This window comes from Streptomyces sp. DvalAA-14 (assembly GCF_900091855.1).
Classification (GTDB): Bacteria; Actinomycetota; Actinomycetes; order Streptomycetales; family Streptomycetaceae; genus Actinacidiphila.
The window spans coordinates 1-26707 of the sequence record NZ_FMCH01000285.1; the positions used below are offsets into that span (position 1 = coordinate 1).

Consider the following 26707-nt stretch of genomic DNA (forward strand, 5'->3'; position numbering starts at 1 on the left):
CCCGCCGGGGCGTCCGATCCGGGCGGCGGCGCGGCGACCGGCTTGCGCGGCGCGAACCAGTCGGAGGTCTTCTCGGGCTCGGGCTCCGCGGCGGACGAGGCGGCCGCCGCGGCGGAGGCGGCGGCTTCCTGCTCCGCCGCCTCGGCGGCGGACGAGGCGGCCGCGGCGTTCTCGTCCACCGTGGTGCGGACCACGACGGGCGGGATGGGCCGGGAACCGGGGATGTTGATCCGGATCCGGGTGGTCAGCGTGGTCTCGGTCCTGGGCTCGTCCGCCGCCGGCTCGGCCGGCTGCTCGGAGGGCTCGGGAGCGGCTCCGGGCGCCGGGGCGTTCGCGGGACGTGTCCGCTCCTGCGGGTGCAGCGACGGAAACGGGCGCGTGCCGTACGGCGGGGTCCCCGACGGGTACGCGGGTCCACCGCGTCCCTGGGATCCGGAGGACGAACTGTCATTGTCACGGCTCAAAGCAGGCTCTCCCGGTTAGCTACGCCACCCGTCAGGGCTCTCCGCGGGCGGCTCGCCGGCGCGCACCACCATACCGACCTGCGCGCGGCGGCATCCCTGGTCCGGCGGGAACGCTCGCCTTCACCCAATCACGAGCCGGCCCCCGCTCGCCAAGTCAGGCGGTATTCGGTCCTGATGGGGGCAGTTGGGGCACGGTGGCGCAGATCACCGCCACCATGGCGCCGCCGAGCAGGTAAATGTACGGTCCGACGCCGGCCGCGAACAGGAAGTCACCTTCCGGGCGGGACGTGCTGAGCGCGATCACGACCACCAGCCACACCCCGCCCGGCACGACCGCGCCGAGCCGGGTCCCGGTGGCCTTCACCCCGCCGTAGAACAGCGCCGCGCACCCGACCAGGCCCAGCAGCAGCCCGCCGGGGAACCAGCCGCCCTGCACGAGGGCGCCGGCCACGGCGACGCACACCCCGAGCACCCCGAGGCCGGCGTACGCGGCGAGCCGGGCCGGCCGGCCCATCACGCGGCGCCGCCGGACGGCGGGTCGAAGAGGTCGTCGCCCCAGCCCGCGGACGACGGCGAGCCGTCGCGGCGGCCGGCACCGCCTGCCGCGCCGGACGAAAGCGCGTCGCCGCGCACCTGGCGGTAGTACTCGGTGGAGAAGTACGGCTGCCCGAGGTCGTTGGACAGCGCGAAGAACGGTCCGTCGACCGCGATCTGGCTGGCGTGCGCGCGCATCGCCGCGGTCTTGCGGTCGGCGTACGCGGCGCCGTCGACCGCGACGGTCACCTGGTCGTCGTCCACCACCCCGGGCACGTCGTCGACGGTGGCGACGCCGCCGAAGGGGAAGTCCTTGCCGGCCTCGGCCAGCCGCCGGAAGCCGGCCTCGACCGCCGAGCGCGGGGTGCAGATCTCGTAGACCCGGGCGACCCGGTGGCCCTGGTCGGCGGCGAGCTCGTAGCCGCGCAGCGCGACCCGGTGGGCCTGGATGTGGTCGGGGTGGCCGTAGCCGCCGTTGCTGTCGTAGGTGACCAGCGCCTGCGGGCGGGTGTCGAGGATGACCTCGGCGAGGTGGCCGGCCGCCTCGTCCAGATCGGCCTGCCAGAAGCAGTCGGGCTCCTCGTTCTGGACCAGGCCCATCATGCCGGAGTCGCGGTAGCGGCCGGCCCCGCCCAGGAAGCGGTGGTCGGTGACGCCCAGCTCGGCCATCGCGGAGGCCAGTTCGCCGATGCGGTGCTCGCCGAGGGTGTCGTCCCGGTCGGCGGCCAGCTGGGCCAGCTCCGGCGGGATCACCTCGCCCTCCTCGCCCAGTGTGCAGGTGACGAGGGTGACGAGGGCGCCCTCGGCCGCGTACTTGGCCATCGTGGCGCCGTTGTTGATCGTCTCGTCGTCCGGGTGGGCGTGGACGAGCAACAGGCGCCTGGCGGGTAGATCGGTCATGTCCGAAGCCTACGGCTGCCGCCGGGCCCTTCTCGAAGGCGGCCGTCCGGACCGGGTCCGGACGGTAGGGGTGGCGCCCGCTCAGAACTTGATACCGCTGATCATGTTGGCCACGTTGGTGGTGAAGTCGCTGATGGTCGGCGCGATCGACGAGGCCGCCAGATAGAAGCCCAACAGCACACAGGCGATGGCGTGCCCGGCCTTGAGCCCCGACCGGCGGATCAGCAGGACGACGACGATCAGCAGCAGCAGCACCGCCGAAATCGAGAGTGCCACAGCGGCCACCTCCAGGTACGCAGGGTCATGTCAGTTGCCACTCGCTTATTACCCACCCACGGCTACGGATCATAACTTTCCGTGCCACCGCATAAGTCGGAGCACGGAAGCACGCGGGGGCGCATGACCAGATCCAGCCACCCGGGGGGTGTGGCGCCGCCCCGCCGGAGCCACTGCGGTGCTGGTCAGGGGGCGTTGGGCGGGTCGCGCCCGAAATGGAGGGGCGATTGTCGGAGGCACCCTCTAGGGTCCTGGCTATGACGCAGCTCTCATTCCCGCGGCAGACCGCCAGGACGCAGCGATTCACCCTCGGGGCGCCGCGGTCCTTCGTGATCGCGCCCGACGGGGAGCGGGTGGCGTTCCTGCGCTCGCGGTCCGGGACGGAGCGGGCGCTGCTGCTGTGGGTGCTGGACGTGCCCGCGGCGGGCGCGCCGGAGGGCGCCGAGGGGGCCGCCGGGGAGCGGATCGTGGCGGACCCGGCGCAGTTGCTGGGCGGCGGTGCGGAGCGGCTGTCGGCGGCCGAGCGGGCGCGGCGCGAGCGCAGCCGCGAGCGCTCGGCGGGCGTGGTGGGCTTCGCGGTGGACTCGGCGGCCCAGTGGGCCTGCTTCGCGCTGTCCGGGCGGCTGTTCGTCGCCGGGCTGCGCCCGGGGGCGGCTTCGCCGCGCGAAGTGGCCGTGCCGGGCCCGGTGGTGGACCCGCGGCTGTCGCCGGACGGGCGCTGGGTGGCGTACGCGTCGGCGGGCGCGCTGCGGGTGGTGGCCGCGGCCGGCGGGGACGACCGGGCGCTGGCGGAGCCGGACGAGGAGCACGTGAGCTGGGGGGTCGCGGAGTTCGTCGCGGCCGAGGAGATGGGCCGCAGCCGCGGTTTTTGGTGGTCCCCGGACAGCGCGGCGCTGCTGGCGGCCCGGGTGGACGAGTCGCCGGTGCAGCGCTGGTGGATCTCCGAGCCGGCGCATCCGGACCGGGCCCCGGTCCCGGTGCGCTATCCGGCGGCGGGCACCGCCAACGCCGAGGTGTCGCTGGCCCTGTTCGGGCTGGACGGCTCCCGGCGCGAGGTGGTGTGGGACCGCGGGCGCTATCCGTATCTGGCGGCCGTTCACTGGTCGGCGGGCGCCGCGCCGTTGCTGCTGGTGCAGAGCAGGGACCAGCGCGAACAGCGCTGCCTGACGGTGGATCCGGCCACCGGCGCGACGACGGTCGAGCTGATCGAGGAAGATCAGATTTGGCTGGATCTTTTCCCCGGATCACCGACCCGGATCGTGTCCGGCGAGCTGGTCCGGATCACCGACGAGGCGGACGCCCGGGTCCTGAAGGTGGGCGCGAAGACCCTGACCGACGGCGCGTTGCAGCTGCGGGCGGTGCTGGACGCGGGCGGTACGGCGCAGGACGGCCCGGACGTCCTGGTGACCGCGGCGGCCGGCGAGCGGGCGGCCGATCCGGAGATCGGCCAGGTGCACGTCTACCAGGTGGGCGCGGCCGGCGCGGTGCGGGTCAGTGAGCAGCCGGGAGTCCACACGGCCGTGCGGGGCGGCGGGCTGACGGTGCTGACCTCCTCCGCCCCGGACCGGCCGGGCCCCCGCACGGCGGTGCTGCGCGGCGGCCGGGTGATCGCCGAGGTGGCGTCGTATACGCAGGCTCCGTCGATCACCGCGCGGCCCCGGCTGCTGGAGGCCGGCGCGCGGCGGATCCCGACCGCGGTCCTGCTGCCCACCGGCTACGCCGAGGGCGACGGCCCGCTGCCGGTGCTGCTCGACCCGTACGGCGGTCCGCACGGTCAGCGGGTCCTGGCGGCGCACAACGCGCACGTGGAATCGCAGTGGTGGGCCGACCAGGGCTTCGCGGTGATCGTGGCGGACGGCCGCGGCACCCCGGGCCGCTCCCCCGGCTGGGAGAAGTCCATCGCCGGCGACTTCGCCGGGGTGTCGGTGGCGGACCAGATCGACGCGCTGCACGCGCTGGCCGGCCCGTATCCGCTGGATCTGACCCGGGTGGCCATCCGCGGCTGGTCGTACGGCGGCTATCTGGCCGCGCTGGCGGCGCTCCGCCGGCCGGACGTCTTCCACGCGGCCGTGGTCGGAGCGCCGGTCACCGATCTGCGGATGTACGACACGCACTACATGGAGCGGTATCTGGGCCACCCGGACGAGCGGCCCGAGGTCTACGCGGCGAACTCGGTGCTGACCGACGACGGCATCACCGATCTCGCCTCGCCGGCCCGCCCGATGATGATCATCCATGGCCTCGCCGATGACAACGTCCTGGTGGCGCACAGTCTCCGGCTGTCCGGCGCGCTGCTGACCGCGGGCCGTCCGCACGAGGTGCTGCCGCTGTCCGGGGTGACGCACATGGCCTCGCAGGAGCAGGTCGCGGAGAATCTTCTGCTGCTCCAGGTCGATTTCCTGAGGCGCTCGCTGTCTTCTCGCTGAGCGTTCTCACGGAGCGTTCTCGCTGACCGTTCTCGCTGAGCGTTTGCCGGCCTTCGGCTGGGTGTTCGCTGAGCGGACACGGTCGGCAGTTGCGGCGGCAACATCAAGCCGCGCTGCCGCCGGACCGTCAACTCCACCGGCGCCGCCGGACCGCCGCACGTCAGGTCCGCTCCCCCCTGCGCAGCCACCCGTGTCCGGTCATCGACCGCCGGGCGCGGCTGAGGGGTGCGCGCGGCGGCCGACCGGGGCAGCATGTCGCGCCCCGGTCGGCCTACGGCACCCGCACGGCCGTACGTTGTTCAGACTGCTACGTCCGTATATCGGAGCTGCGACGGCTAAGTTGCCTGCATGTTAACGCGGCTCGTCCCAAAATATCCCAATAGCCCGATGTTTTGTGACCTTGTCAAGCACATCTTGAGGACGATCTGCAAAATCTTCGCTCAAGATGCCAAACAGCAAGCTTTCTTCCCACCTTCCCCCCTTGACTGGACGTTCATTCCATTGCGAAAGTCCGCTCAACCCACGACGCACATCAGGCGTCGTATCGCACGCTCTCGGTCCCGGGGGATCTAACCAATGACGAGTCCAAGCCAGGCTGCCGCTGACGGCGACAGCCTCACCCTCGAACCGGAGGGCATGTCCGGCGCTCCCGGCGGAAAGGGCACCCCCGAGCTCGCCGGACGTACGCCACGACAACTGGCGTGGATACGCTTCAAACGCGACAAGACGGGCATCGTCTGTGCGTTCGTCGTCGCGTTCTTCCTCGTTGTCGCCCTCGCGGCGCCGCTGATCTCCAAGCTGTACGGCAAGAACGCCTATGACCTGTACGGTCAGGACGACGGCCTGCTCAACAGCTACGGTCTGCCCATCGCGCCCAACGGCGGCATCAGCGGCCAGCACTGGTTCGGCATCGAACCGCAGCTGGGACGCGATGTGTTCATGCTGCTGATCTACGGCATCCGTACGTCGCTGCTGATCGCGCTCGCGGTCACCGTGCTCGCGGTTGCCGTCGGTGTCCTCTTCGGCCTCGCCCAGGGCTACATCGGCGGGAAGACCGACTACTTCATGGGCCGGTTCTCCGACTTCATGCTGTCCTTCCCGTACCAGCTGTTCTTCATCGCCTTCTCGCCGGTGGCCATCTCGCTGTTCGTGAACCCGGGCAACGCGGAGGGCTGGTGGGTCCGCCCGCTGGTCCTCATCAGCCTGCAGTTCCTGCTCGGCTGGATGAGCCTCGGCCGCCTGGTACGAGCCCAGGTTCTGAGCCTGCGCGAGCGCGAGTTCGTGGAGGCGGCCCGGATCAGCGGCGCGTCCTCGTGGCGGATCATCAGCAAGGAGCTGCTGCCGAACATCTGGAGCACCATCCTGGTGCAGTCCACCTTGATGCTGCCGGTGTTCGTGACCGCCGAGGCGGGCCTGTCCTTCCTCGGTGTCGGTATCCTCCCGCCGACCCCGGACTGGGGCCTGATGTTCCAGACCGGCGCAACGTTCTACAAGAGCGACATCACCTTCATGTTCTTCCCGGGCATCGCGATGGTGATCTTCGTGGTCGCCTTCAACCTGCTCGGGGACTCGGTCCGGGACGCTCTCGACCCCAAGACCCTCCGCTAGTGCGCTAGCGGAATCACGTTGTTCAGGTCGTCGGAACCGGCCCGATCTCCTGCGGGCGCGGACCTCGGCATCGATGGCAGTCAAGTCACTGACAGGCAGGAATTCATGAGAAACAGCAGAGCTCGCTTGACGGGCGCCATTCTGGCGGCCGGCGCGCTGACGCTGACCGCGGCGTGCAGCAGCGGCGGCGGTGGCGACACGGGCAGCAAGGGCGGGAGCGCGGCTCCTTCCCAGGCCCCGGTCCCGAACTACGGACTGGGCACGGCGGCCGACTCCACCGGCCCGGCTCCGGCGGTCCCCGGCGCGGTCAAGGGCGGCACCGTCCAGTCCCTGGACCAGGCCGGCTTCGACTACCTCGACCCGGCCCAGCAGTACGTCAGTGACCAGCTGTCCGTCTCGAACCTCTACGCGCGTACGCTCACCGGCTACAAGATCGACCCGACCACGGGCAAGACGATCCTGGTCGGCGACCTCGCCACGGACACCGGCAAGCAGTCGAACGGCGGCAAGACCTGGACGTACACCCTGAAGGCGGGGCTGAAGTTCCAGGACGGCACGCCGATCACGTCCAAGGACATCAAGTACAGCATCGAGCGGCTCTACGCGGACTTCGAGACCCAGGGCCCGCAGTACATCCAGAGCTGGCTGTACGGCCCCGACTACCGCAAGGACTACACGGGCCCGTACACCGGCAAGGAAATTCCGGACAGCATCCTGGGTACCCCGGACGACAAGACCATCGTCTTCAACTTCAAGGACCCGCACGCCGACGCCCCGTACGCGATGGCGATGCCGGTGACGTCCCCGGTTGAAAAGTCCAAGGACGACAAGGCCGCGTACAACAACCACCCGGTGTCCACCGGCCCGTACGAGATCTCCTCGTACAAGTCGGGCAAGTCCCTGGTCTTCAAGCGCAACCCCAACTGGGACCCGAAGACCGACCCGATCCGCAACGCGTACCCGGACTCCTGGAACTTCCAGCTGGGCATCGCCGACCCCGGTCTGACCCAGCGCCTGATGGCGGGCGCCGGCACCGACAAGGACGCGCTGAACCTGTCCGGCTCGGCCGACCCGTCGCAGATGTCCACCCTGATCAGCGACGCGCAGTACAAGTCGCGCACGGTGAACCAGTACCAGCCGTACGTCGAGACGCTCGACATCAACACCAAGCGCATCACCGACCCGAAGGTGCGCCAGGCGATCGCCTACGCGTTCCCGATGTCGCAGGTGCAGCAGGCCTTCGGTGGCGCGGCCCAGGGCGACCTCGGCACCACGCTGCTCAGCCCGACCATCGCCGGCTGGAAGAAGTACGACCCGTTCAACAAGCTCACCCAGCCCACCGGTGACATAGCCAAGGCCAAGGAGCTGCTGAAGGAGGCCGGTCAGCCGCACCCGAAGCTGGTCTTCCCGTACGCCAACGTGCCGAAGTGGCAGAACGTCTCGCTGACCGTCGCGAACGCGCTGGAGAAGGCGGGCTTCCAGGTCGTCCGCAAGGCGATCGACCCCACCTCGTACTACACGGTCGTCGGCAAGGTGAACAACCAGTACGACATCTACCGCACCGGCTGGGGCGCCGACTGGCCGAACGGCTCGACGGTCATCCCGCCGACCATGGACGGTCGCAACCTCGCTGACGGAACGAACAACTACTCGTTCCTGAACGACGACCACATCAACACCGAGATCGACCGCATCAAGGCCGAGACCGACCTCACCAAGCAGTCCGCGGACTGGGAGGCCCTGTCGGAGTACTCGCTGAGCCACGACACCGCCCAGGTGCCGTTCCTGTACGACAAGTTCTTCAACATCTACGGGTCCGGCCTCGGCGGCGTCACCTTCAACTCGGTGATCGGCACCATCAACGCCAGCACCGTGTTCGTCAAGCAGTAGCCCGCGACGGGCGGCCGGCCCCGGCTCACCAGCCGGGGCCGGCCGCCCCGGGATCTGACCGCGCAGCCGCCGCCCGGCCCCCACGGAAGAGCCTCACCGATGCTCCGTTTCCTCACACGACGCGTCCTCGGCGCGATCGTGATCATCCTGGCCATCAGTTTCATCACGTATCTGCTGTTCTTCGTGCTGCCGTCGGACCCGGCTCAACTCGCCTGCGGCAAGAACTGCTCCAACAAGGAGCTGGTCGCCCAGATCCATCACCGGATGGGCCTGGACCTGCCGGTCTACCAGCAGTACTGGGACTACATGCGCGGCATCTTCACCGGCCGCACCATGACCGACGGGCAGAACTGCCCGGCCCCCTGCTTCGGCTTCTCCTTCGCCAACAACGCGCCGATCTGGCCCACCATCCAGGACCGGTACCCCACCACGCTGTCGCTGGCCGTCGGCGGCTCCGCCGCCTTCCTGATCATCGGCGTCGGCCTGGGCATGCTGTCCGCCTGGCAGCAGGGCAAGACCTTCGACCGCATCGCCAGCTCCGTGTCGCTGATCGGCAACTCGGTCCAGATCTACTTCATCGGCCCGCTGGCGATCGCGCTGTTCGCCGACAACCTCGGCTGGTTCGACCACGGAAGCGACCCGACCTGGAGTTCGGACCCCGGCGGTTCGTTCAACGGCCTGATCCTGCCCTGCCTGGTCATGTCGGTCATCTTCTGGTCCAACTACAGCCGTCAGACCCGGTCCCTCATGGTCGAGCAGCTCTCCGAGGACCACATCCGCACCGCACGCGCCAAGGGCATGTCGTCGAAGTACGTGTTCTACCGGTACGCGCTGCGCGGCGCCGCCGCCTCCATCATCACCATCTTCGGTATCGACCTCGGCAGTGTCCTCGGCGGCGCGATCATCACCGAGTACACCTTCGGCCTGCACGGCCTGGGAACCTTGGCCGTCACCGCGGTCACCCAGCTGGACCTGCCGTTGGAGATGGCCGTCATGCTCATCAGCGCGAGCGCCATCGTGATCGTCAACGTCGCCGTCGACGCCTGCTACGCCCTTATCGACCCGCGGATCCGGCTCGCCTGAGCGCGGCCCGACCCCTCGCCGCGACCAGCGCACCACCCCGGTAGGAGAACCCGCCCGTGACCACTCTGACGAAGCCCGAGGCCGAGCCCACGCCTCAGGGATCCGAGCACTTCCTCTCCGTTCGCGATCTGTACGTGCAGTTCGCCACGGAGGACGGCACCGTGAAGGCCGTCGACGGGCTGTCCTTCGACCTCGACCGGGGCAGGACGCTCGGTATCGTGGGCGAGTCCGGCTCCGGCAAGTCGGTCACCAACCTGGCGATCCTGGGCCTGCACAACCCACGCAACACCACCATCAGCGGTGAGATCCTGCTGGACGGCCAGGAGCTGACCGGCGCCTCGCCGAGGACGCTGGAGAAGCTGCGCGGCAAGAAGATGGCGATGGTCTTCCAGGACTCGCTGACCGCCCTCTCGCCGTACTACACGGTCGGCCGCCAGATATCCGAGCCCTATATGAAGCACACCGGCGCCTCCCGGAAGGAGGCCCGGGCACGCGCCATCGAGATGCTCGGCAAGGTCGGCATCCCCCAGCCGCAGACCCGGGTGGACGACTACCCGCACCAGTTCTCCGGCGGTATGCGGCAGCGCGCGATGATCGCGATGGCGCTGGTCTGCGACCCGGACCTGGTGATCGCCGACGAGCCGACCACCGCGCTGGACGTGACCGTGCAGGCCCAGATCCTGGACCTGCTCAAGGACCTCCAGCAGGAGACCGGCACCGCGATCATCCTGATCACCCACGACCTGGGCGTGATCGCCAACACCGCGGACGACGTGGTGGTGATGTACGCCGGCCGGGCCGTGGAGCGCGGCACCGTCCGGGACATCCTCAAGACGCCCCAGCACCCCTACGCGTGGGGTCTGCTGAGCTCCATCCCGCGGCTGTCCGCCGATGTCGACGTGCCGCTGGTGCCGATCCCGGGCTCGCCGCCCAGCCTGCTGAACCCGCCGTCGGGCTGCCCGTTCCACACCCGGTGCGCCTTCACCGACCAGGTGCCCGGCGACCGGTGCAGCAGCGAGCGGCCGGTTCTGCCGATCGGGCGGGGGGCGGCCTGCCACCTCACGCCGGACCAGAAGCACAGTATCTTCCACGATCAGATCCAGCCGCGGCTGCGCTGACCACGAGTCGAGGGAACAGCAATGAGTGAACAGACCCTGGACCAGGTCCCGGCGCCGGCTCCCGCCGCCGGCGAGCCGCTGCTCGAGGTCAGCGGCTTGCAGAAGTACTTCCCGATCAACGGCGGCTTCATCTTCAAGCGCCACGTCGGCGATGTCCGGGCGGTGGACGGCGTCGATTTCAGCATCGACGCCGGCGAGGCGCTGGGCATGGTCGGCGAGTCCGGCTGCGGCAAGTCGACCACCGGACGGCTGGTCACCCGGCTGCTGGAGCCGACCGCCGGCCGGGTGCGGTACGGCGGCCAGGACATCACGCACTCCAGCCGCCGCGAGCTGGCGCCGATCAGGTCCGAGATCCAGATGATCTTCCAGGACCCGTACGCCTCGCTGAACCCGCGGCAGACGGTCGGCAGCATCATCTCCGCGCCGATGGAGATCAACAACGTCAACCCGGCTGGCGGCCGGGAGCGGCGGGTCCGCGAGCTGCTGGAGATCGTCGGCCTGAGCCCGGAGCACTTCAACCGCTTCCCGCACGAGTTCTCCGGCGGCCAGCGGCAGCGCATCGGGGTGGCCCGGGCGCTGTCCCTGGAGCCGAAGCTGATCGTGGCGGACGAGCCGGTGTCGGCGCTGGACGTGTCGATCCAGGCGCAGGTGGTCAACCTGCTGCAGCGGGTGCAGCAGGAGCTGGGCATCGCGTTCCTGTTCATCGCGCACGACCTGGCGATCGTGCGGCACTTCTCGCAGCGCATCGCGGTCATGTACCTGGGCAAGATCGTGGAGATCGGCGACCGCGACTCGATCTACGAGCGTCCGCGGCACCCGTACACCCACGCCCTGCTGTCCGCGGCGCCCGAGGCCGACCCGGACGACGACGGCCGCGAGCGGATCCGGCTGGCCGGCGACGTACCGTCGCCGATCAACCCGCCGTCCGGCTGCCGGTTCCGTACCCGGTGCTGGAAGGCGCAGGACAAGTGCGCGACGGAGGAACCGCCGCTGGTGCAGATCAGCGGGAACAAGGCGGGCCACCTGACGGCCTGCCACTTCCCCGAGGAGCCGACGGTCACGGCGCGGCGCGAGGACATCGTCCTCGACCCGGCACTCGCCGCGATCGAGGAGGCGGCTGACAAGACCCTTTGACCCGGGCTCAGTTCAGCCTCCGATCGGAAACAGCCCGTACCCGGGACACCCCAGATCCACCCCGGGTACGGGCTGTCCCGTGTCCGGCGCCGGCTCACTCCCCCGGGACGACAGCGGGCATCTCGGCGGCGAAGTGGCAGGCCGACAGGTGCTCGGCGGGGCTCGCCGAGCCGCGGAAGACCTCCGGGACGGCCAGCAGCGGTTCCTCCACCGTGCAGCGCTGCTGGGCCTTGAAGCAGCGGGTGCGGAAGTTGCAGCCGGACGGCGGGTTGGCCGGTGAGGGCACGTCGCCGGTCAGGATGATCCGCTCCCGGTGCTCGCGGTTGTCGGGGTTCGGCACCGGCACCGCGGACAGCAGTGCCTGGGTGTAGGGGTGGGTCGGGTGCTCGTAGATCGCCTCGTCGTCGCTGATCTCCACGATCTTGCCCAGGTACATCACGCCGACCCGGTCGGAGATGTGCCGCACGATGGACAGGTCGTGCGCGATGAACATGTAGGACAGGTCGAACTCGTCCTGGAGCCGCTCCATCAGGTTGATCACCTGGGCCTGCACGGACACGTCCAGCGCGGACACCGGCTCGTCGGCGACGATCACCTCGGGCCGCAGCGCGAGGCCGCGGGCGATGCCGATGCGCTGGCGCTGGCCGCCGGAGAACTGGTGCGGGTAGCGGTTGATGTACTCCGGGTTGAGCCCGACCACGTCCAGCAGGTCCCGTACCCGCTTGCGGCGGTCGCCCTTGGGCGCCACCTCGGGGTGGATGTCGAACGGCTCCCCGATGATGTCGCCGACCGTCATCCGCGGGTTGAGCGAGGTGTACGGGTCCTGGAAGACCATCTGGATGTTGCGCCGGACCGCTTTGAGCGCCCGCCCGTGCAGCTTGGTGATGTCCTCGCCCTTGTACAGCACCTGCCCGCCGGTGGGCACCTCCAGATTCATCAGCAGCCGGGCCACGGTGGACTTGCCGCAGCCGGACTCGCCGACGATGCCCAGCGTCTCGCCCGGGAACAGGTCGAAGGACACCCCGTCGACGGCTTTCACCGCGCCGATCTGCTTCCTGAACACGATGCCCCGGGTCAGCGGGAAGTGCTTGACCAGGTCGCGGACCTGGAGGATCGGCTCCCGCCCGCCGGGCAGCGGCACGGCCGGTTCAGGCGCGGTCGGCTGCGGCACGCTCGTCACCGATGGTCTCCCTCCAGAAGTGGCAGGCGCTGGCCCGCTTGTCGTCCACCACGTACAGCGGGGGGATGTCGGTGCGGCACACCGGCCGGGCGATCGGGCAGCGCGGGTGGAAGGCGCAACCGGGCGGGATGTGCAGCAGGTTGGGCGGCAGGCCCTTGATCGCGTACAGCTCGCTGCCCTTCTGGTCCAGCCGCGGGATCGACTGGAGCAGGCCCTTGGTGTACGGGTGGGCCGGCGCGCGGTAGATGTCGTGCACCGGGGAGGTCTCCACGATCCGGCCGGCGTACATCACCGCGATCTTGTCGGCGACATCGGCGACCACGCCCAGGTCGTGGGTGATCAGGATCAGGCCCATGGTGAACTCGCGCTGCAGGTCGGCGAGCAGCTCCATCACCTGGGCCTGCACGGTCACATCCAGCGCGGTGGTCGGCTCGTCGGCGATGATCACCTCGGGCTCCAGCGAGATCGCCATCGCGATCATCACCCGCTGCCGCATGCCGCCGGAGAACTGGTGCGGGTACTGCCGGACCCGCTCGCGGGCGGCGGGGATGCGCACCCGGTCCATCAGCTCGATCGCCTTGGCCTTGGCGTCCTTGCGGGACATGCCGCGGTGCACCCGGTACATCTCGCCGAGCTGGTCGCCGACCGACAGCACCGGGTTGAGCGAGGACAGCGCGTCCTGGAAGATCATCGCCATCCGGTCGCCGCGGACCTTGCGCCGCTGCTCGTTGCCGAGGGTGAGCAGGTCCCGGCCCTGGAAGATCACCTGGCCGCCGGTGACGAAGCCGGGGGGCGAGTCGAGAATGCCCATCACGGCCTGTGCGGTCACCGACTTGCCCGAGCCGGACTCGCCGAGCACCGCGAGGGTCTCGCCCGCGTCCACCGAGTAGGACACGCCGTTGACGGCGCGGGCCACCCCCTCCCGGGTCCGGAACTCGACGTGCAGGTCCCGCACGTCCAGCAGCGGGCCGGCCCCGCCCGGTCCGGTCTCCGGCGTGGTGTCCTGGCTCGTGGCCATCGCGGGCTCCTCAGCGCAGCTTGGGGTCGAGGGCGTCGCGGACCGCGTCGCCGAGCATGATGAACGCCAGCACGGTGATGCTCAGCGCGCCCGCGGGCCACAGCAGCATGTGGGGGGCGTTGCGGATCTGGGTGGACGCGTCGGAGATGTCGATGCCCCAGGAGACGGTGGGCGGGCGCAGGCCGACGCCGAGGTAGGACAAGGTCGCTTCCAGCGAGATGTACGTGCCCAGCGCGATGGTGCCGACGACGATGACGGGGGCGACCGCGTTGGGCGTGATGTGCCGCAGCAGCAGCCGGGAGTTGCCGGCGCCCAGCGCCCGGGCGGCCTGCACGTAGTCGTTCTGCCGGGCGGTGATCACCGAGCCGCGGGCGATCCGGGCGATCTGCGGCCAGCCGAGCAGGATCATGAAGCCGATCACCGGCCAGACCGTGGTGTTGGTGATCACCGACAGGAAGACCAGGCCGCCCAGGATCACCGGGATGCCGAAGAAGACATCGCTGATCCGGGACAGGATCGCGTCCCACCAGCCGCCGAAGAAGCCGGCCAGGCCGCCCAGCACGCTGCCCAGCAGCACCACGCCGAGGGTGGCGCTCACGCCGACGGTGACCGAGGCCCGCGCCCCGTACACCACGCGGGTGTAGACGTCGCGGCCCTGCTGGTCGAAGCCGAAGGGGTGGCCGGGCTCGGGGCCGTCCTGGGCCTTGAGCAGGTCGGCGTGCAGCGGGTCCTGGGTGGTGATCGCCTGCGGCCACAGGGAGATGAAGACCAGGAAGAGGATGACCAGCGCGGAGACGATGAAGATCGGGTTGCGCCGCAGGTCCCGCCAGGCGTCCGACCACAGGCTGCGGGGCTTGCCCTGCGGCCCGCCGGCGTCCTGGCCGTGCTCGGGCCCCTTCTCCAGGGTGTCGGCCTCCCCGGCCGCCAGGTCCATGCTGCCGCTGAAGCCGGAGGGTGCCACCGCCCGGTCGTGGTCGAAGGGATTCTCCTCAGGCATAGCGGATCCTCGGGTCCAGCACCGCGTAGAGCAGGTCGACGACCAGATTCGCCACCAGGAAGACCAGCACCAGGATGGTCACGAAGCCGACCACGGTGGGCGCGTTGTTGCGCAGGATGCCCTGGTAGAGCTGGAAGCCGACGCCGTGCACGTTGAAGATCCGCTCGGTGACGATCGCGCCGCCCATCAGGGCGCCGATGTCGGTGCCGATGAAGGTCACCACCGGGATCAGCGAGTTGCGCAGCAGGTGCCGCACGATGACCTGGCGCCGGGGCAGGCCCTTGGCGACGGCGGTGCGCACGTAGTCGGCCCGGGTGTTCTCGGCGATGGAGGTGCGGGTGAGCCGGGTGACGTAGGCCAGCGAGACCAGAGCCAGCACCAGGCCGGGCAGGATCAGCTCGTTGAACGGCGCGCTGGGCGACACCGAGGGGCTGGTCCAGCCGAGTTGCACGCCGATCAGGTACTGGAGCACGTAGCCGATCACGAAGGTCGGGATGGACACCACGATCAGCGTCAGCAGCAGCGCGCCGGTGTCGACGGCCTTGCCGCGCTTGAGTCCGGTCAGCACACCCAGCGGGATGCCGATCAGGATCTCGAAGATGATGGCGACGACGGTCAGCCGGATGGTGACCGGATATGCCGAGCCGAGCAGTTCGGTGACGGGCTGTCCGTTGAATGCGGTGCCGAAGTCACCGATGAAGATGTTCTTCATGTAGATCAGGTACTGCTGCCACAGCGGGTCGTCGAGGTGCAGGTCGTGCCGGATCTGGGCGGCGGTGGCCGGGTCGGGCGCGCGGTCGCCGAACAGCGCGGCCACCGGGTCGCCGAGCGCGTAGACCATGAAGAAGATCAGGAAGGTGCTGCCGATGAACACCGGGATCATCTGGAGCAGCCGCCGGATCACGTAGCGTCCCATGGAACCTCCTCGCGGAAGGCCGCCGCGGGCCGCACCGGGCGCTGCCGGTGCGGCCCGCGGCCGGTCTCACTTGACCTTGATCTCGTTGTAGACCGGGACGCTGAAGGGGTTCAGGCTGACGTTGCTGAGGTTCGACGAGAAGCCGGCGCTGCCGTTCTGGTACCACAGCGGGATGGCGGGCATGTCCTTGACCAGCTCCCGCTCGGCGTCCTGGAACCGGCTGACGGCGGTGGCGCGGTCGGTCTCGGCGTTGGCCTGGTTGACCAGCTTGTCGAAGGTCGGGTTGCTGTAGTGCGAGTCGTTCGACGAGGCGTTGGTGAAGTACAGCGGCTGCAGGAAGTCCTGGATCAGCGGGTAGTCCATCTGCCAGCCGGAGCGGAACGGGTTGTTCTCCTGCTTCTTGGTGATCTTGTTGCGGAAGTCGGCGAAGGTGCCGGTGGGGGCGCCGACGCAGGCCTTGTTGTTGCCCAGCACGTTGTTGATGCTGTTGCAGACCGCGTCCACCCACTCCTTGTGCGAGCCGGTGTCGGCGTTGTAGCCGATGGTGATCTTGCCGCCGGGCAGGCCGCCGCCCGCCTTGATCATCTGCCGGGCCTTGGCCGCGTCGAAGGTGCACTCGGCCCCGCACAGGCCCTTCTTGAAGCCGCCCGCGCTGCCGAGCACCGGGGAGGTCCAGTCGGTGGCCGGGGTGCGGGTGTTCATGAAGATCTTGTTGGTGATGGTGGCCCGGTCGATGGCCATCGACAGGCCCTGCCGGACCTTGGCGGAGTTGGCCGACGACCAGCGGGGGTTGTACAGCGGGAAGGCGATGGTCTGCAGGATGCCGGCCGGCTGGTTGATGTAGCGCTTGCCGAGGTCGCTCTTGACGTTGGGCAGCTGCTCGGCCGGGATGTCGTCCACCAGGTCGAGGTTGCCCGCCTGCAAGTCGGTGTAGGCGGTGTTGTTGTCGGTGTAGACCCGCAGGTCCACGCCCTTGTTCTGGGCCGGGTCCGGGCCCTTGTAGCCGTTCCACTTGCGCAGGCTCATCAGCGAGCCCTTGGTGAACTTGGAGATGGTGTACGGGCCGTCGCCGATCGGCTTGCGCTCCCAGGCGGCGCGGTTGCTGAAGAACGCATTGGGCAGCGGGTAGAACGCCGAGTAGCCCAGGGTGTCGGGCCACAGCGAGAACTTCTGGTTGAGCTTGGCCTTGAACTCCAGGTCGGAGACCTTCTGCAGGCCGGACAGCGTGGTCGCGGTGGGCTTGGCGCCGGTGGCGCTCGGGTGCACCTTGTCGTAGCCGTCGATGTAGCTGAAGAAGGAGGCGTTGAGCTGCGCGTTCTTCAGGGCGGCGCCGAAGTTCCAGGCGTTCATGAAGGAGTCCGCGGTGACCGGCTCGCCGTTGCTGAACTTCCAGCCGGACTTGAGCTTGATGTCGAAGTTCTGCGAGTCGGTGCTGGTGATCGACTGGGCGATCCAGTTCTCGGCCTTGGCGGTCTTCGGGTTGTACTTCTTCAGGCCGCGGAAGATCAGGTCGAGCACCTTGCCGCCCTGCACCTCGTTGGTGTCGGTGGGCTCCAGCGGGTTCTGCGGGTCACCCCAGGAGGCGCGGACGATACCGCTGCTGCTGCCACTGCTCAGGCTGCCGGTACCGCCGCTGTCGCCGCCGCCACCGCAGGCAGCGGCCGTCAGGGCGACGGCCAGCACACCGACGGCCCACTTCACGCGCGTGGCTCCGCGCATCGCGTGCCTCCTCATGGGTCACTCATGGGTCACACATGACACTCCGGACCCCATGACACCGCAATCCGGGCGCAGCCGCGGTCAGCGGCCGGTACCGGGTCAGGAGTTCACCCGTCCGGGGGCATACGAAAGGGCGCCCCGCACCGTTTTTCACGATGCGGGGCGCCCTCGGTCCCGGCTGACCGGTCCGTTCGGGTCAGCGGCTAGACCACGGCCGCGGTCTCGGCGGCGAAGTGGCAGGCCGACTCGTGCGCCGCCGGGGTGTCCTGGCCGGCGAAGACCTGGGGGATCGCCAGCAGCGGCGTCTCCTCGGCGCACCGGGCCTGCGCCTTCCAGCAGCGGGTGCGGAAGCGGCAGCCGGACGGCGGGTTGGCCGGTGAGGGCACGTCGCCGGTCAGGATGATCCGCTCCCGGTGCTCGCGCGCCTCCGGGTCGGGCACCGGCACCGCGGACAGCAGCGCCTGGGTGTAGGGATGGGTCGGGTGCTCGTAGATCGCCTCGTCGGTGCCGATCTCCGCCATCCGGCCCAGGTACATCACACCGACCCGGTCGGAGATGTGCCGCACGATGGACAGGTCGTGCGCGATGAAGATGTAGGACAGGCCGAATTCGTCCTGCAGCTTCGCCATCAGGTTGATGACCTGCGCCTGCACCGAGACGTCCAGCGCCGAGACGGGCTCGTCGCAGATGATGATCTCCGGGTTGAGCGCGAGGCCGCGGGCGATGCCGATGCGCTGGCGCTGGCCGCCGGAGAACTGGTGCGGGTAGCGGTTGATGTACTCCGGGTTGAGCCCGACCACGTCCAGCAGGTCCCGTACCCGCTTGCGGCGGTCGCCCTTGGGCGCCACCTCGGGGTGGATGTCGAACGGCTCCCCGATGATGTCGCCGACCGTCATCCGCGGGTTGAGCGAGGTGTACGGGTCCTGGAAGACCATCTGGATGTTGCGCCGGACCGCCTTGAGCGCCCGCCCGCTCAGCTTGGTGATGTCCTCGCCCTTGAAGAACACCTCACCGGAGGTGGCCTGCTCCAGGTTCATCAGCAGCTTGGCGACCGTCGACTTGCCGCAGCCGGACTCGCCGACGATGCCCAGCGTCTCGCCCGGGTAGAGGTCGAAGGAGATGCCGTCGACGGCCTTGACCGCGCCGACCTGCTTCCTGAACACGATGCCCTGGGTCAGCGGGAAGTGCTTGACGAGGTTGCGGACCTGGAGGATCGGCTCGCGGTCCTGGCTCGGCTGGGAGTCACTCACCGAGGGTCTCCTTCCAGAAGTGGCAGGCACTGCCGCGCCCGGCCCCGACGGTGTGCAGCTCGGGGACGTCGGTCCGGCAGATGTCCTGCGCCATCGGGCAGCGCGGGTTGAAGGCGCAGCCCGACGGGACGTGCAGCAGGTTGGGCGGCAGCCCCTGGATCGCGTAGAGCTCCTGGCCCTTCTGGTCCAGCCGCGGGATCGACCGGAGCAGGCCCTTGGTGTACGGGTGCGCGGGCCGCCGGTAGATGTCGTGCACCGGCGAGGTCTCCACGATCCGGCCGGCGTACATCACCGCGATCTTGTCGGCGACGTCCGCGACCACCCCCAGGTCGTGGGTGATCAGGATCAGGCCCATGTTGAACTCGCGCTGCAGCTCCGCGAGCAGGTCCATCACCTGGGCCTGCACCGTGACGTCGAGCGCGGTGGTCGGCTCGTCGGCGATGATCAGCTCGGGCTCCAGGGCGAGCGCCATCGCGATCATGATGCGCTGGCGCATACCGCCGGAGAACTGGTGCGGGTAGTCGCCCACCCGCTGCCGGGCGCCCGGGATGCGCACCCGGTCCATCAGCTCGATCGCCTTGGCCTTGGCGTCCTTGCGGGACAGGCCCTCGTGCACCCGGTACATCTCGCCGAGCTGGTAGCCCACCGACAGCACCGGGTTGAGCGAGGACAGCGCGTCCTGGAAGATCATGGCGATCTTCCGGCCGCGGATCTTGCGGCGCTGCTCGCCGGACATGGTGAGCATGTCCTGGCCGTGGAAGAGGATCTCGCCGTGCGGGATGCTGCCGGGCGGCATGTCGAGGATGCCCATGATCGCCTGGGCGGTCACGGACTTGCCCGAGCCGGACTCGCCGAGCACCGCGAGGGTCTCGCCGGCCTCCACCGAGTAGGACACGCCGTTGACGGCGCGGGCCACCCCGTCGCGGGTCCGGAACTCGACGTGCAGGTCCCGCACGTCCAGCAGCGGGGCCGTGGTGGTGGCGGGCGCCGGAGCCCCCGCGGTCTCATCGATGACAGTCAACGCAAGGCCTCCTAGCGCAGCTTGGGGTCGAGGGCGTCGCGGACCGCGTCGCCGAGCATGATGAACGCCAGCACCGTCAAGCTGAGCGCGCCCGCGGGCCACAGCAGCATGTGCGGGGCGTTGCGGATCTGCTCGGAGGCGGCGGAGATGTCGATGCCCCAGGAGACGGCCGGCGGCTTGAGGCCGACGCCCAGGTAGGACAAGGTCGCCTCGAGGGAGATGAACGTGCCCAGCGCGATGGTCGACACCACGATGATCGGGGCGAGCGCGTTGGGGGCGATGTGCCGCAGCAGCATCCGCGTGTTGCTCGCGCCCAGCGCCTTCGCGGCCTGCACGTAGTCCTGCTGCTTGGCGGTGATCACCGCGCCGCGGGCGATGCGGGCGATCTGCGGCCAGCCCAGCAGGATCATGAAGGTCGACACGGTGGTCACCGAGCCGCCCTTGACGACGGACAGGAAGACCACGCCGCCCAGCAGGATCGGGATGCCGAAGAATATGTTGCTCAGCATCGAGATCAGCGTGTCCCAGATGCCGCCGAGGAAGCCGGCCAGGCCGCCGAAGAAGGAGCCGAGCAGGGCCACGCCGACGGTGGAGATGATGCCCACCGAGACCGAGGCGCGGGCGCCGTACACGGTCCGGGTGTAGACGTCGCAGCCCTGGGTGTCGAAGCCGAACGGGTGGCCGCTGGTCGGTCCGGACTGCGAGTTGATCAGGTTGCAGTTCAGCGGGTCGCCGCTGGCGATGGCGCTCGGCCAGATCGAGATGACGATCAGGAAGAGGATCAGCAGGCCGGATATGTAGAACATCGGCTTGCGGCTCAGGTCGCGCCAGGCGTCGCTCCACAGGCTGCGCGTCTTCTCGCGCGGCTCGCCGGGTACCGGCAGCCCGTCGGCGGTGGTCGGGGTCCCGTCCTGCAGGACCGGGGTGCGGGTGGTCTCAGGCATACCGGATCCTCGGGTCCAGGACCGCGTAGAGCAGGTCGACGAGCAGGTTGGCGACAAGGAAGATCAGCACCAGGATGGTGACGAAACCGACCACGGTGGGCGGGTTGTTCCGGAAGATCCCCTGATAGAGCTGGTAGCCGACACCGTGGATGTTGAAGATCCGCTCGGTGACGACCGCGCCGGCCATCAGACCGCCGATGTCGGTGCCGAGGAAGGTGACCACGGGTATCAGCGAGTTGCGCAGCAGGTGGACGGTGACCACCCGGCGCCTGGGCAGGCCCTTGGCGACGGCGGTGCGTATGTAGTCGGCGCGGGAGTTCTCCGCCACCGAGGTCCGGGTCAGCCGGGCCACGTAGGCCAGCGACACGCCGGCCAGTACCACCGCGGGCATGATCAGGTCGCCGATCGGCGCGCCGTCGGCGACCGACGGGTTGGCCAGGCCCCACTTGACCCCGACGAAGTACTGCAGCAGGTAGCCGGTGACGAAGGTCGGGACGGAGACGACCAGCAGGGTGAACGCGAGGACGCCGCTGTCGGCGAACCGGCCGCGCTTGAGCCCGGCCACCAGGCCGAGTCCGATGCCGACGACGGCCTCGATCGCGAAGGCGACCAGGGTCAGCCGGAGCGTCACCGGGAAGGCGGTGCCCATGATCTGGGTGACGGGCTGTCCGTTGGCGGACTTGCCGAAGTTCCCGCTGAAGATCTGGCCCATGTAGTGGACGTACTGGGCCGGCAGCGAGTGGTCGAGATACAGCTCGTGCCGGATCTGCGCCGCCGTGGCGGGGTCGGGGGCACGGTCGCCGAACATGGCGGCCACCGGGTCGCCGAGCGCGTAGACCATGACGAAGATCAAAAACGTGGTGCCGATGAAGACCGGAACCATCTGGAGCAGTCGTCTGATGACGTAGCGCCCCATCTGCCCTCCAGGGATCGGGCAGACGCCGGCCGGGGCGGTGGCCCCGGCCGGCATCCGTACCGCGAGCGGTTGCTGTCAGTTCCCCCTGCGCGCGCCCGCCCTCCGCCGGGAGGGCGGGCGCGTACCGATCAGGTCACTTGCCGTTGACCGTGATGTCGGTGAAGACGGGGTAGCTGAACGCGTTCTCCGTCACGTTGGACACCCGCGAGGACCAGGCGGCGCCGCCGTTCTGGTACCACAGCGGGATCACCGGCATGTCCTTGAAGAGCAGCTTCTCGGCCTGCTGGTACAGCGCGGTCGCCTTGGTGGTGTCCGGCTCCGCGTTCGCCTGCTTGATCAGCGCGTCGAACTGCGGGTTGCTGTACTTCGAGTCGTTCGAGCTGCCGCCGGTCGCGTAGAGCGGCGTCAGGAAGTCGTCGATCAGCGGGTAGTCCATCTGCCAGCCGGACCGGAAGGGCTCGGTCTCCTGGCCCTTGGTGATCTGGTTGCGGAAGTCGGCGAAGGTGCCGGTGGGGGCGCCGACGCAGGCCTTGTTGTTGCCCAGCACGTTGTTGATGCTGTTGCAGACCGCGTCCACCCACTCCTTGTGGGAGCCGGTGTCGGCGTTGTAGCCGATGGTGATGTGCCCGCCGGGCAGGCCGCCGCCCTCTTCGATGAGCTGCTTGGCCTTGGTCGGGTTGTAGGTGACGGCGTCGCCCGCGATGGTGGCGCTGTAGCCGCCGGCCGTGCCCAGCACCGGGGAGGTGAGGTCGGTGGCCGGGGTGCGGGTGCCCTGGAAGATCTTCTGGGTGATGGTCTTCCGGTCGATCGCCATCGACAGGCCCAGCCGCACCTTGTCCATGCCCGGCTTGTTCCACGCCTTCTGGTTCAGCGGGAACGAGATGGTCTGGTTGATGCCGGCCGGCTGGTTGAGGTAGCGGCCGTCCATGTCGGTCTTGACGTGGCTGAGGTCCTGGGCCGGGATGGAGTCGTCGACGTCCAGGTTGCCCGCCTGCAGGTCGGCGTAGGCGGTGTTCTCGTCGGTGTAGACCTTCAGCAGCACGCCCTTGTTCTTGGGCTTGCTCGGGCCGGTGTAGTACGGGTTCGGGACCAGCAGCATGCTGGAGCCCTTGGTGTAGGACTTCACCATGTACGGGCCGTCGCCGACCGGCTTGTTCAGGTAGGCGGCGTGGTTGGAGAAGAACGACGTCGGCAGCGGCGCGAAGGCCTTGTAGCCGAGCCGGTCCGGCCAGGTGGAGAACTTCTGGGTCAGCTTGACCGTGAAGGTGCTGTCGTTGACGACCTTCAGACCGGACATGGTCTTGGCGGTCGGCTTGGCGCCCGCAGCCGAGGGGTGCACGGCGTCGTAGCCCTGGATGTCCTCGAAGAAGTACGCGTTCAGCTGGGCGTTCGTCAGCAGGGCGCCGTAGTTCCACGCGTCCACGAAGGAGCTGGCGGTCACCGGGGTGCCGTCGGAGAACTTCAGGCCCGGCTTCAGCTTGATGGTGAAGTTCTGCTGGTCGGGGGTGGTGATCGAGTCGGCCGCCTCAAGGTTGGCCTTACCCGTCTTGGGGTCGTATTCCTTGAGGTCCATGAAGATCATGTCCATGACCTTGCCGCCCTGGACCTCATTGGTGTTCGCCGGCTCCAGCGGGTTCTGGGGGTCGCCCCACCAGGCCCGGACTATGCCGTCGTTGGAACCGCCGGCGCTGCTGCTGCTTCCGTCGTCCGAACCGCCGGAACCGCAGGCCGTTGCTGCCAGGGCGATGACCGCCGCCCCCACTACCCACTTGGCGCTGTTGGCACCGCGCATGGGTTGCCTCCTCAGGAGTCACTGTCGATACGTGAAAGGAAGGCCGAACGCGCTGACACCCCTGACAGCGACTGCGGCCTTCCGCGCTCGTGAGTCGGCGCCGCACAGCGCATGACCCATTGACCCGAGCTCAACTTCGTCCACTATCGGTCACGTCGGAGGCTGCATGGACCAGCTGAGGGTCTCACTTTGGTCACATCGAATCGCGAAACATTCCAAAATCCGGACATTCCGTAATGTGACAGACAGGTTCTAAACGGGCGATGTGATGTATCTAACGATGAAGAGTGTCCGAATAGCGGACGGATGGCGGGCATACCGAAGGGGCCCGGAGAGCTTCCCCCGGACCCCTTCGATCACACCGCGTGACGGGACGCCAGCCGTCAGCCGACGGTCACCGGCCGGCCGTCAGCGGCCGGCCGTCAGCCGTCAGCCGTGCTTGGCGCGCGAGGCGCTGCGGCCGCGCTCCTTCTGGTCCAGCACCACCTTGCGGATGCGGACCGTCTCCGGGGTCACCTCGATGCACTCGTCCTCGCGGCAGAACTCCAGCGACTGCTCCAGCGAGAGCTTGCGCGGCGGCACCACGTTCTCGGTGTTGTCCGCGGAGGCGGCGCGCATGTTGGTGAGCTTCTTCTCCTTGGTGATGTTCACGTCCATGTCGTCGGTCCGTGAGTTCTCACCGATGATCATGCCCTCGTAGACCTCGGTGGTCGGCTCGACGAAGATCACACCCCGCTCCTGGAGGTTGATCATCGCGAACGGGGTGACCACCCCGGCCCGGTCCGCGACCAGCGAGCCGTTGTTGCGGGTCCGCAGGTCGCCGAACCACGGCTCGTGGCCCTCGAAGATGCTGTGCGCGATGCCGGTGCCGCGGGTGTCGGTGAGGAACTCGGTGCGGAAGCCGATCAGGCCGCGGGCCGGGACGACGAACTCCATGCGCACCCAGCCGGAGCCGTGGTTCGTCATGGTCTCCATCCGGCCCTTGCGGGTCGCCATCAGCTGGGTGATCGCGCCCAGGTACTCCTCGGGGCAGTCGACCGTCATCCGCTCGACCGGCTCGTGGACCTTGCCGTCGACCAGCTTGGTGACCACCTGCGGCTTGCCGACGGTCAGCTCGAAGCCCTCGCGGCGCATCTGCTCGACCAGGATGGCCAGCGCCAGCTCGCCGCGGCCCTGCACCTCCCAGGTGTCCGGGCGCTCGGTCGGCAGCACCCGCAGCGAGACGTTGCCGATCAGCTCCCGGTCCAGGCGGTCCTTGACCTGGCGGGCGGTGACCTTGTGGCCCTTGCCGCCCTTGCCGACCAGCGGCGAGGTGTTGGTGCCGATGGTCATCGAGATCGCCGGCTCGTCGACCGTGATGAGCGGCAGCGCGACCGGGTTCTCCAGGTCGGCGAGGGTCTCGCCGATGGTGATGTCCGGGATGCCGGCCACCGCGCAGATGTCGCCGGGGCCGGCCATCTGGGCCGGCTTGCGGGTGAGCGCCTCGGTCATCAGCAGCTCGGTGATCTTGACCTGGCTCACCGAGCCGTCGCGCTTCATCCACGCGACCTGCTGGCCCTTGCGCAGCTCGCCCTCCTCCACCCGGAGCAGCGCGATGCGGCCGAGGAAGTTGTCCGCGTCGAGGTTGGTGACGTGCGCCTGGAGCGGCGCGCCCTCGGTGTAGGTGGGGGCGGGGACGGTGGACAAGATGGTGGAGAAGAACGGCTCCAGGCTGTCGCTGTCCGCCGGGACCGTGCCGTTGGCCGGCTTGGTCAGCGAGGCGACGCCGTCGCGGGCGCAGGCGTAGACGATCGGGAACTCGATCTGGTCCTCGGTGGCGTCCAGGTCCAGGAAGAGGTCGTACGTCTCGTTGACCACCTCGTCGATCCGCGAGTCCGGGCGGTCCGTCTTGTTCACGCACAAGATGACGGGCAGGTTCGCGGCCAGGGCCTTGCGCAGCACGAACCGGGTCTGCGGCAGCGGGCCCTCGGAGGCGTCCACCAGCAGCACGACCGCGTCGACCATCGACAGGCCGCGCTCGACCTCACCGCCGAAGTCGGCGTGGCCGGGGGTGTCGATGATGTTGATCGTGATGATGTCGCCGCCACCCTTGGGGTGGTACTTGACGGCGGTGTTCTTCGCGAGAATGGTGATGCCCTTCTCGCGCTCCAGGTCGTTGGAGTCCATCATCCGGTCGTCCAGATGCTGATGCGCGGCGAACGCGCCGGCCTGCTTCAGCATGGCGTCGACCAGGGTCGTCTTGCCGTGGTCGACGTGGGCGACGATGGCGACGTTACGAATGTCGTGGCGCGTGGACATGCTGGGGCGCTTCTCCCGGAATCGTGGATGACGTCGCGCCCCTCATTCGACGCGCTCGCCTGCCGGGCAAGGTCGAGCCACGGCCTCCTCCCATGGTACGGGGCCGTGGTGCCCCCGACCGCAGGGACGGTGGGCACCGGCCGGGTCCGCCGGGTTAACCGCTGGTGGGAGCGGGTCCGGAGCTGCCAGGATCTCCAGTCGTGTCCATGACTCTGCCCCCTTCCGAGGGCGACTCCAGCGTGATACCCGCCACCGAGGCCGTATCCGCGTCCGCCGGGGACCTCCCGGCCGCTCCCCTGCCCGGCCCGCGACCGGCGCCCGCGCGGCGGCGGATTCCGCCGCGGGTGATCCTGGTGCCCGCCGTGCTGATCGGCGTACTGGCCGGCGGCGGCAACCTGCGGGTGGGCGGGTCCCAGGGAATTCCGCTGTTCTTCCTGGGCCTGGTGGTCGGCACGAACCTCAGCCTGCTGATCACGCGGCTGCTGGCCCGGCCCGCCGGGCTGGCCGCGGTGTGGTCGTCGGTCGGCGTCGGCCGCCGACTGGGGTCGACGGTCCGCGGCGGCCGGCTGTGGACCTTCCGCTCGCTGCCGCTGATCCTCCTCTACACCTGCCTGGTCGTCACCGACCGGCCGGGGCTGCGGCGCCGGCTGTGGCGGACGACGGCGCTGGCCGTGCTGGTGGAGCTCGCCCTGGCAGCGGCGCTGATCGCCTCGGGCGGCGCGGCCCGCCCCCTCGGCTGGGGCGCGGCCGCCTGGACCGCGCTGTACTGCCTGCCCCGGCGCCACGCCGCTTTCTCCCGGGGCTGGGTCCTCTTCCGGCTGCCCTTCGGCGACCACGAGTCGGGGTTCGCCGAGTGGGTGCACGACCCAGCCGCCCTCGCCGCCGCCCGAGCACTGGCCGCGGGACGTGTGGCCACGATGCGGGCCGCGCTCGGCGCGGCCGAGCCGTCGCCGCGACCGCAGCGGCGGGCGATGGAAGCGGCGCTCGCGCTGGCCGAGGGCCGCTACGACGACGCGGCGCGCGAGGCTTACGCGCTGCAGGCCCAGGCGGGTGCCCGGCAGTTGCGGCTGGCGGCGTGCCAGCTCTACGCGTCGGCCCTCGCCCACGGCGTGGAGGCCCGCCACTGGGCGCCGGAGGCGGCGCTCCCGCAGTTCCGGGCGACCATGGCGGCGATGCGTACCGAGCACCCCACTGTGCACCGGTTCAACGGCCTCGGCGCCCTC

Annotated in this window: 21 protein-coding genes and 1 pseudogene; 7 read left to right on the forward strand and 15 right to left on the reverse strand. The window is 69.4% G+C overall.

Annotated elements, in window-relative coordinates:
- The 4 genes and pseudogenes from GA0115240_RS38125 to GA0115240_RS14520 all read right to left on the reverse strand — a co-directional run.
- A pseudogene (locus GA0115240_RS38125) lies at positions 1-464 on the reverse strand (hypothetical protein); the annotation flags it as partial.
- Positions 465-618: 154 nt separating this feature from the next.
- A complete protein-coding gene (locus GA0115240_RS14510) occupies positions 619-978 on the reverse strand; it encodes a DUF6113 family protein (RefSeq protein WP_093737092.1) in 360 nt (119 codons plus the stop codon).
- Positions 978-1898 carry an N-acetyl-1-D-myo-inositol-2-amino-2-deoxy-alpha-D-glucopyranoside deacetylase gene (gene mshB, locus GA0115240_RS14515; RefSeq protein ID WP_093737093.1) on the reverse strand — a complete coding sequence of 307 codons (921 nt, stop codon included), beginning with the start codon at positions 1896-1898 and terminating at the stop codon, positions 978-980. The genes GA0115240_RS14510 and mshB overlap by 1 nt, the downstream gene beginning before the upstream one ends.
- An 81-nt stretch (positions 1899-1979) precedes the next feature.
- Positions 1980-2174: a DUF2304 family protein gene (locus GA0115240_RS14520; RefSeq protein WP_093737094.1), complete on the reverse strand. Its 195-nt coding sequence runs from the start codon at positions 2172-2174 to the stop codon at positions 1980-1982.
- Between the two features lie 257 nt (positions 2175-2431).
- Between GA0115240_RS14520 and GA0115240_RS14525 the strand changes: the two genes are divergently transcribed.
- From GA0115240_RS14525 to GA0115240_RS14550, 6 genes are all read left to right on the forward strand, one after another.
- Positions 2432-4600, forward strand: coding sequence for a S9 family peptidase (locus GA0115240_RS14525; protein ID WP_093737095.1), 2169 nt, complete (start codon positions 2432-2434; stop codon positions 4598-4600).
- Positions 4601-5176: 576 nt separating this feature from the next.
- Positions 5177-6208 carry an ABC transporter permease gene (locus GA0115240_RS14530; RefSeq protein WP_093737096.1) on the forward strand — a complete coding sequence of 344 codons (1032 nt, stop codon included), beginning with the start codon at positions 5177-5179 and terminating at the stop codon, positions 6206-6208.
- A gap of 126 nt (positions 6209-6334) precedes the next feature.
- Positions 6335-8098: an ABC transporter substrate-binding protein gene (locus GA0115240_RS14535; protein ID WP_237554872.1), complete on the forward strand. Its 1764-nt coding sequence runs from the start codon at positions 6335-6337 to the stop codon at positions 8096-8098.
- A gap of 99 nt (positions 8099-8197) precedes the next feature.
- Positions 8198-9181: an ABC transporter permease gene (locus tag GA0115240_RS14540; RefSeq protein ID WP_093737098.1), complete on the forward strand. Its 984-nt coding sequence runs from the start codon at positions 8198-8200 to the stop codon at positions 9179-9181.
- Positions 9182-9237: 56 nt separating this feature from the next.
- Entirely contained in the window at positions 9238-10299 is a 1062-nt protein-coding gene (locus tag GA0115240_RS14545) for an ABC transporter ATP-binding protein (protein ID WP_093737099.1), read from the forward strand.
- A 21-nt stretch (positions 10300-10320) separates the two neighbouring features.
- A complete protein-coding gene (locus GA0115240_RS14550; RefSeq protein ID WP_093737100.1) occupies positions 10321-11433 on the forward strand; it encodes an ABC transporter ATP-binding protein in 1113 nt (370 codons plus the stop codon).
- A gap of 94 nt (positions 11434-11527) precedes the next feature.
- Here the strand turns inward: GA0115240_RS14550 and GA0115240_RS14555 are convergent, their stop codons facing one another.
- From GA0115240_RS14555 to typA, 11 genes are all read right to left on the reverse strand, one after another.
- Complete coding sequence (locus GA0115240_RS14555; protein ID WP_093737101.1) at positions 11528-12613, reverse strand: ABC transporter ATP-binding protein; 1086 nt, start codon at positions 12611-12613, stop codon at positions 11528-11530.
- Positions 12582-13631 (reverse strand): ABC transporter ATP-binding protein, encoded by a 1050-nt coding sequence (locus tag GA0115240_RS14560; RefSeq protein ID WP_093737102.1) that lies wholly within the window; start codon positions 13629-13631, stop codon positions 12582-12584. The genes GA0115240_RS14555 and GA0115240_RS14560 overlap by 32 nt, the downstream gene beginning before the upstream one ends.
- A 10-nt stretch (positions 13632-13641) precedes the next feature.
- A complete protein-coding gene (locus tag GA0115240_RS14565; protein ID WP_093737103.1) occupies positions 13642-14628 on the reverse strand; it encodes an ABC transporter permease in 987 nt (328 codons plus the stop codon).
- Positions 14621-15544 (reverse strand): ABC transporter permease, encoded by a 924-nt coding sequence (locus GA0115240_RS14570; protein ID WP_093737104.1) that lies wholly within the window; start codon positions 15542-15544, stop codon positions 14621-14623. Before GA0115240_RS14570 ends, GA0115240_RS14565 begins: the two co-directional genes overlap by 8 nt.
- Before the next feature lie 66 nt (positions 15545-15610).
- Positions 15611-17263: a peptide ABC transporter substrate-binding protein gene (locus tag GA0115240_RS14575; RefSeq protein ID WP_093737105.1), complete on the reverse strand. Its 1653-nt coding sequence runs from the start codon at positions 17261-17263 to the stop codon at positions 15611-15613.
- A gap of 203 nt (positions 17264-17466) precedes the next feature.
- Entirely contained in the window at positions 17467-18543 is a 1077-nt protein-coding gene (locus tag GA0115240_RS14580) for a dipeptide ABC transporter ATP-binding protein (protein WP_093737106.1), read from the reverse strand.
- Positions 18506-19534 carry an ABC transporter ATP-binding protein gene (locus tag GA0115240_RS14585; RefSeq protein WP_093737107.1) on the reverse strand — a complete coding sequence of 343 codons (1029 nt, stop codon included), beginning with the start codon at positions 19532-19534 and terminating at the stop codon, positions 18506-18508. Before GA0115240_RS14585 ends, GA0115240_RS14580 begins: the two co-directional genes overlap by 38 nt.
- A gap of 11 nt (positions 19535-19545) precedes the next feature.
- Entirely contained in the window at positions 19546-20478 is a 933-nt protein-coding gene (locus GA0115240_RS14590) for an ABC transporter permease (RefSeq protein WP_093737108.1), read from the reverse strand.
- Entirely contained in the window at positions 20471-21394 is a 924-nt protein-coding gene (locus tag GA0115240_RS14595) for an ABC transporter permease (RefSeq protein ID WP_093737109.1), read from the reverse strand. Before GA0115240_RS14595 ends, GA0115240_RS14590 begins: the two co-directional genes overlap by 8 nt.
- A 133-nt stretch (positions 21395-21527) precedes the next feature.
- Positions 21528-23186: a peptide ABC transporter substrate-binding protein gene (locus GA0115240_RS14600; protein WP_093737110.1), complete on the reverse strand. Its 1659-nt coding sequence runs from the start codon at positions 23184-23186 to the stop codon at positions 21528-21530.
- A 429-nt stretch (positions 23187-23615) separates the two neighbouring features.
- The gene (gene typA / locus GA0115240_RS14605) at positions 23616-25484 is read right to left on the reverse strand and encodes a translational GTPase TypA (RefSeq protein WP_093737111.1); all 1869 of its coding nucleotides are present in this window, start codon (positions 25482-25484) and stop codon (positions 23616-23618) included.
- Between the two features lie 206 nt (positions 25485-25690).
- Here typA and GA0115240_RS14610 point away from each other — a divergent pair.
- Positions 25691-26707 (forward strand): hypothetical protein (locus tag GA0115240_RS14610; protein ID WP_141708838.1); only part of this gene is annotated, 1017 nt, incomplete at its 3' end.

Coding starts and splice junctions, on each gene's coding strand:
- GA0115240_RS14560 (WP_093737102.1), bottom strand. CDS start 13,631: ATGGCCACGAGCCAGGACACCACGCCGGAGACCGGACCGGGCGGGGCC.
- GA0115240_RS14525 (WP_093737095.1), top strand. CDS start 2,432: ATGACGCAGCTCTCATTCCCGCGGCAGACCGCCAGGACGCAGCGATTC.
- GA0115240_RS14570 (WP_093737104.1), bottom strand. CDS start 15,544: ATGGGACGCTACGTGATCCGGCGGCTGCTCCAGATGATCCCGGTGTTC.
- GA0115240_RS14590 (WP_093737108.1), bottom strand. CDS start 20,478: ATGCCTGAGACCACCCGCACCCCGGTCCTGCAGGACGGGACCCCGACC.
- GA0115240_RS14510 (WP_093737092.1), bottom strand. CDS start 978: ATGGGCCGGCCGGCCCGGCTCGCCGCGTACGCCGGCCTCGGGGTGCTC.
- GA0115240_RS14540 (WP_093737098.1), top strand. CDS start 8,198: ATGCTCCGTTTCCTCACACGACGCGTCCTCGGCGCGATCGTGATCATC.
- GA0115240_RS14550 (WP_093737100.1), top strand. CDS start 10,321: ATGAGTGAACAGACCCTGGACCAGGTCCCGGCGCCGGCTCCCGCCGCC.
- GA0115240_RS14530 (WP_093737096.1), top strand. CDS start 5,177: ATGACGAGTCCAAGCCAGGCTGCCGCTGACGGCGACAGCCTCACCCTC.
- GA0115240_RS14565 (WP_093737103.1), bottom strand. CDS start 14,628: ATGCCTGAGGAGAATCCCTTCGACCACGACCGGGCGGTGGCACCCTCC.
- GA0115240_RS14595 (WP_093737109.1), bottom strand. CDS start 21,394: ATGGGGCGCTACGTCATCAGACGACTGCTCCAGATGGTTCCGGTCTTC.
- GA0115240_RS14600 (WP_093737110.1), bottom strand. CDS start 23,186: ATGCGCGGTGCCAACAGCGCCAAGTGGGTAGTGGGGGCGGCGGTCATC.
- typA (WP_093737111.1), bottom strand. CDS start 25,484: ATGTCCACGCGCCACGACATTCGTAACGTCGCCATCGTCGCCCACGTC.
- GA0115240_RS14575 (WP_093737105.1), bottom strand. CDS start 17,263: ATGCGCGGAGCCACGCGCGTGAAGTGGGCCGTCGGTGTGCTGGCCGTC.
- mshB (WP_093737093.1), bottom strand. CDS start 1,898: ATGACCGATCTACCCGCCAGGCGCCTGTTGCTCGTCCACGCCCACCCG.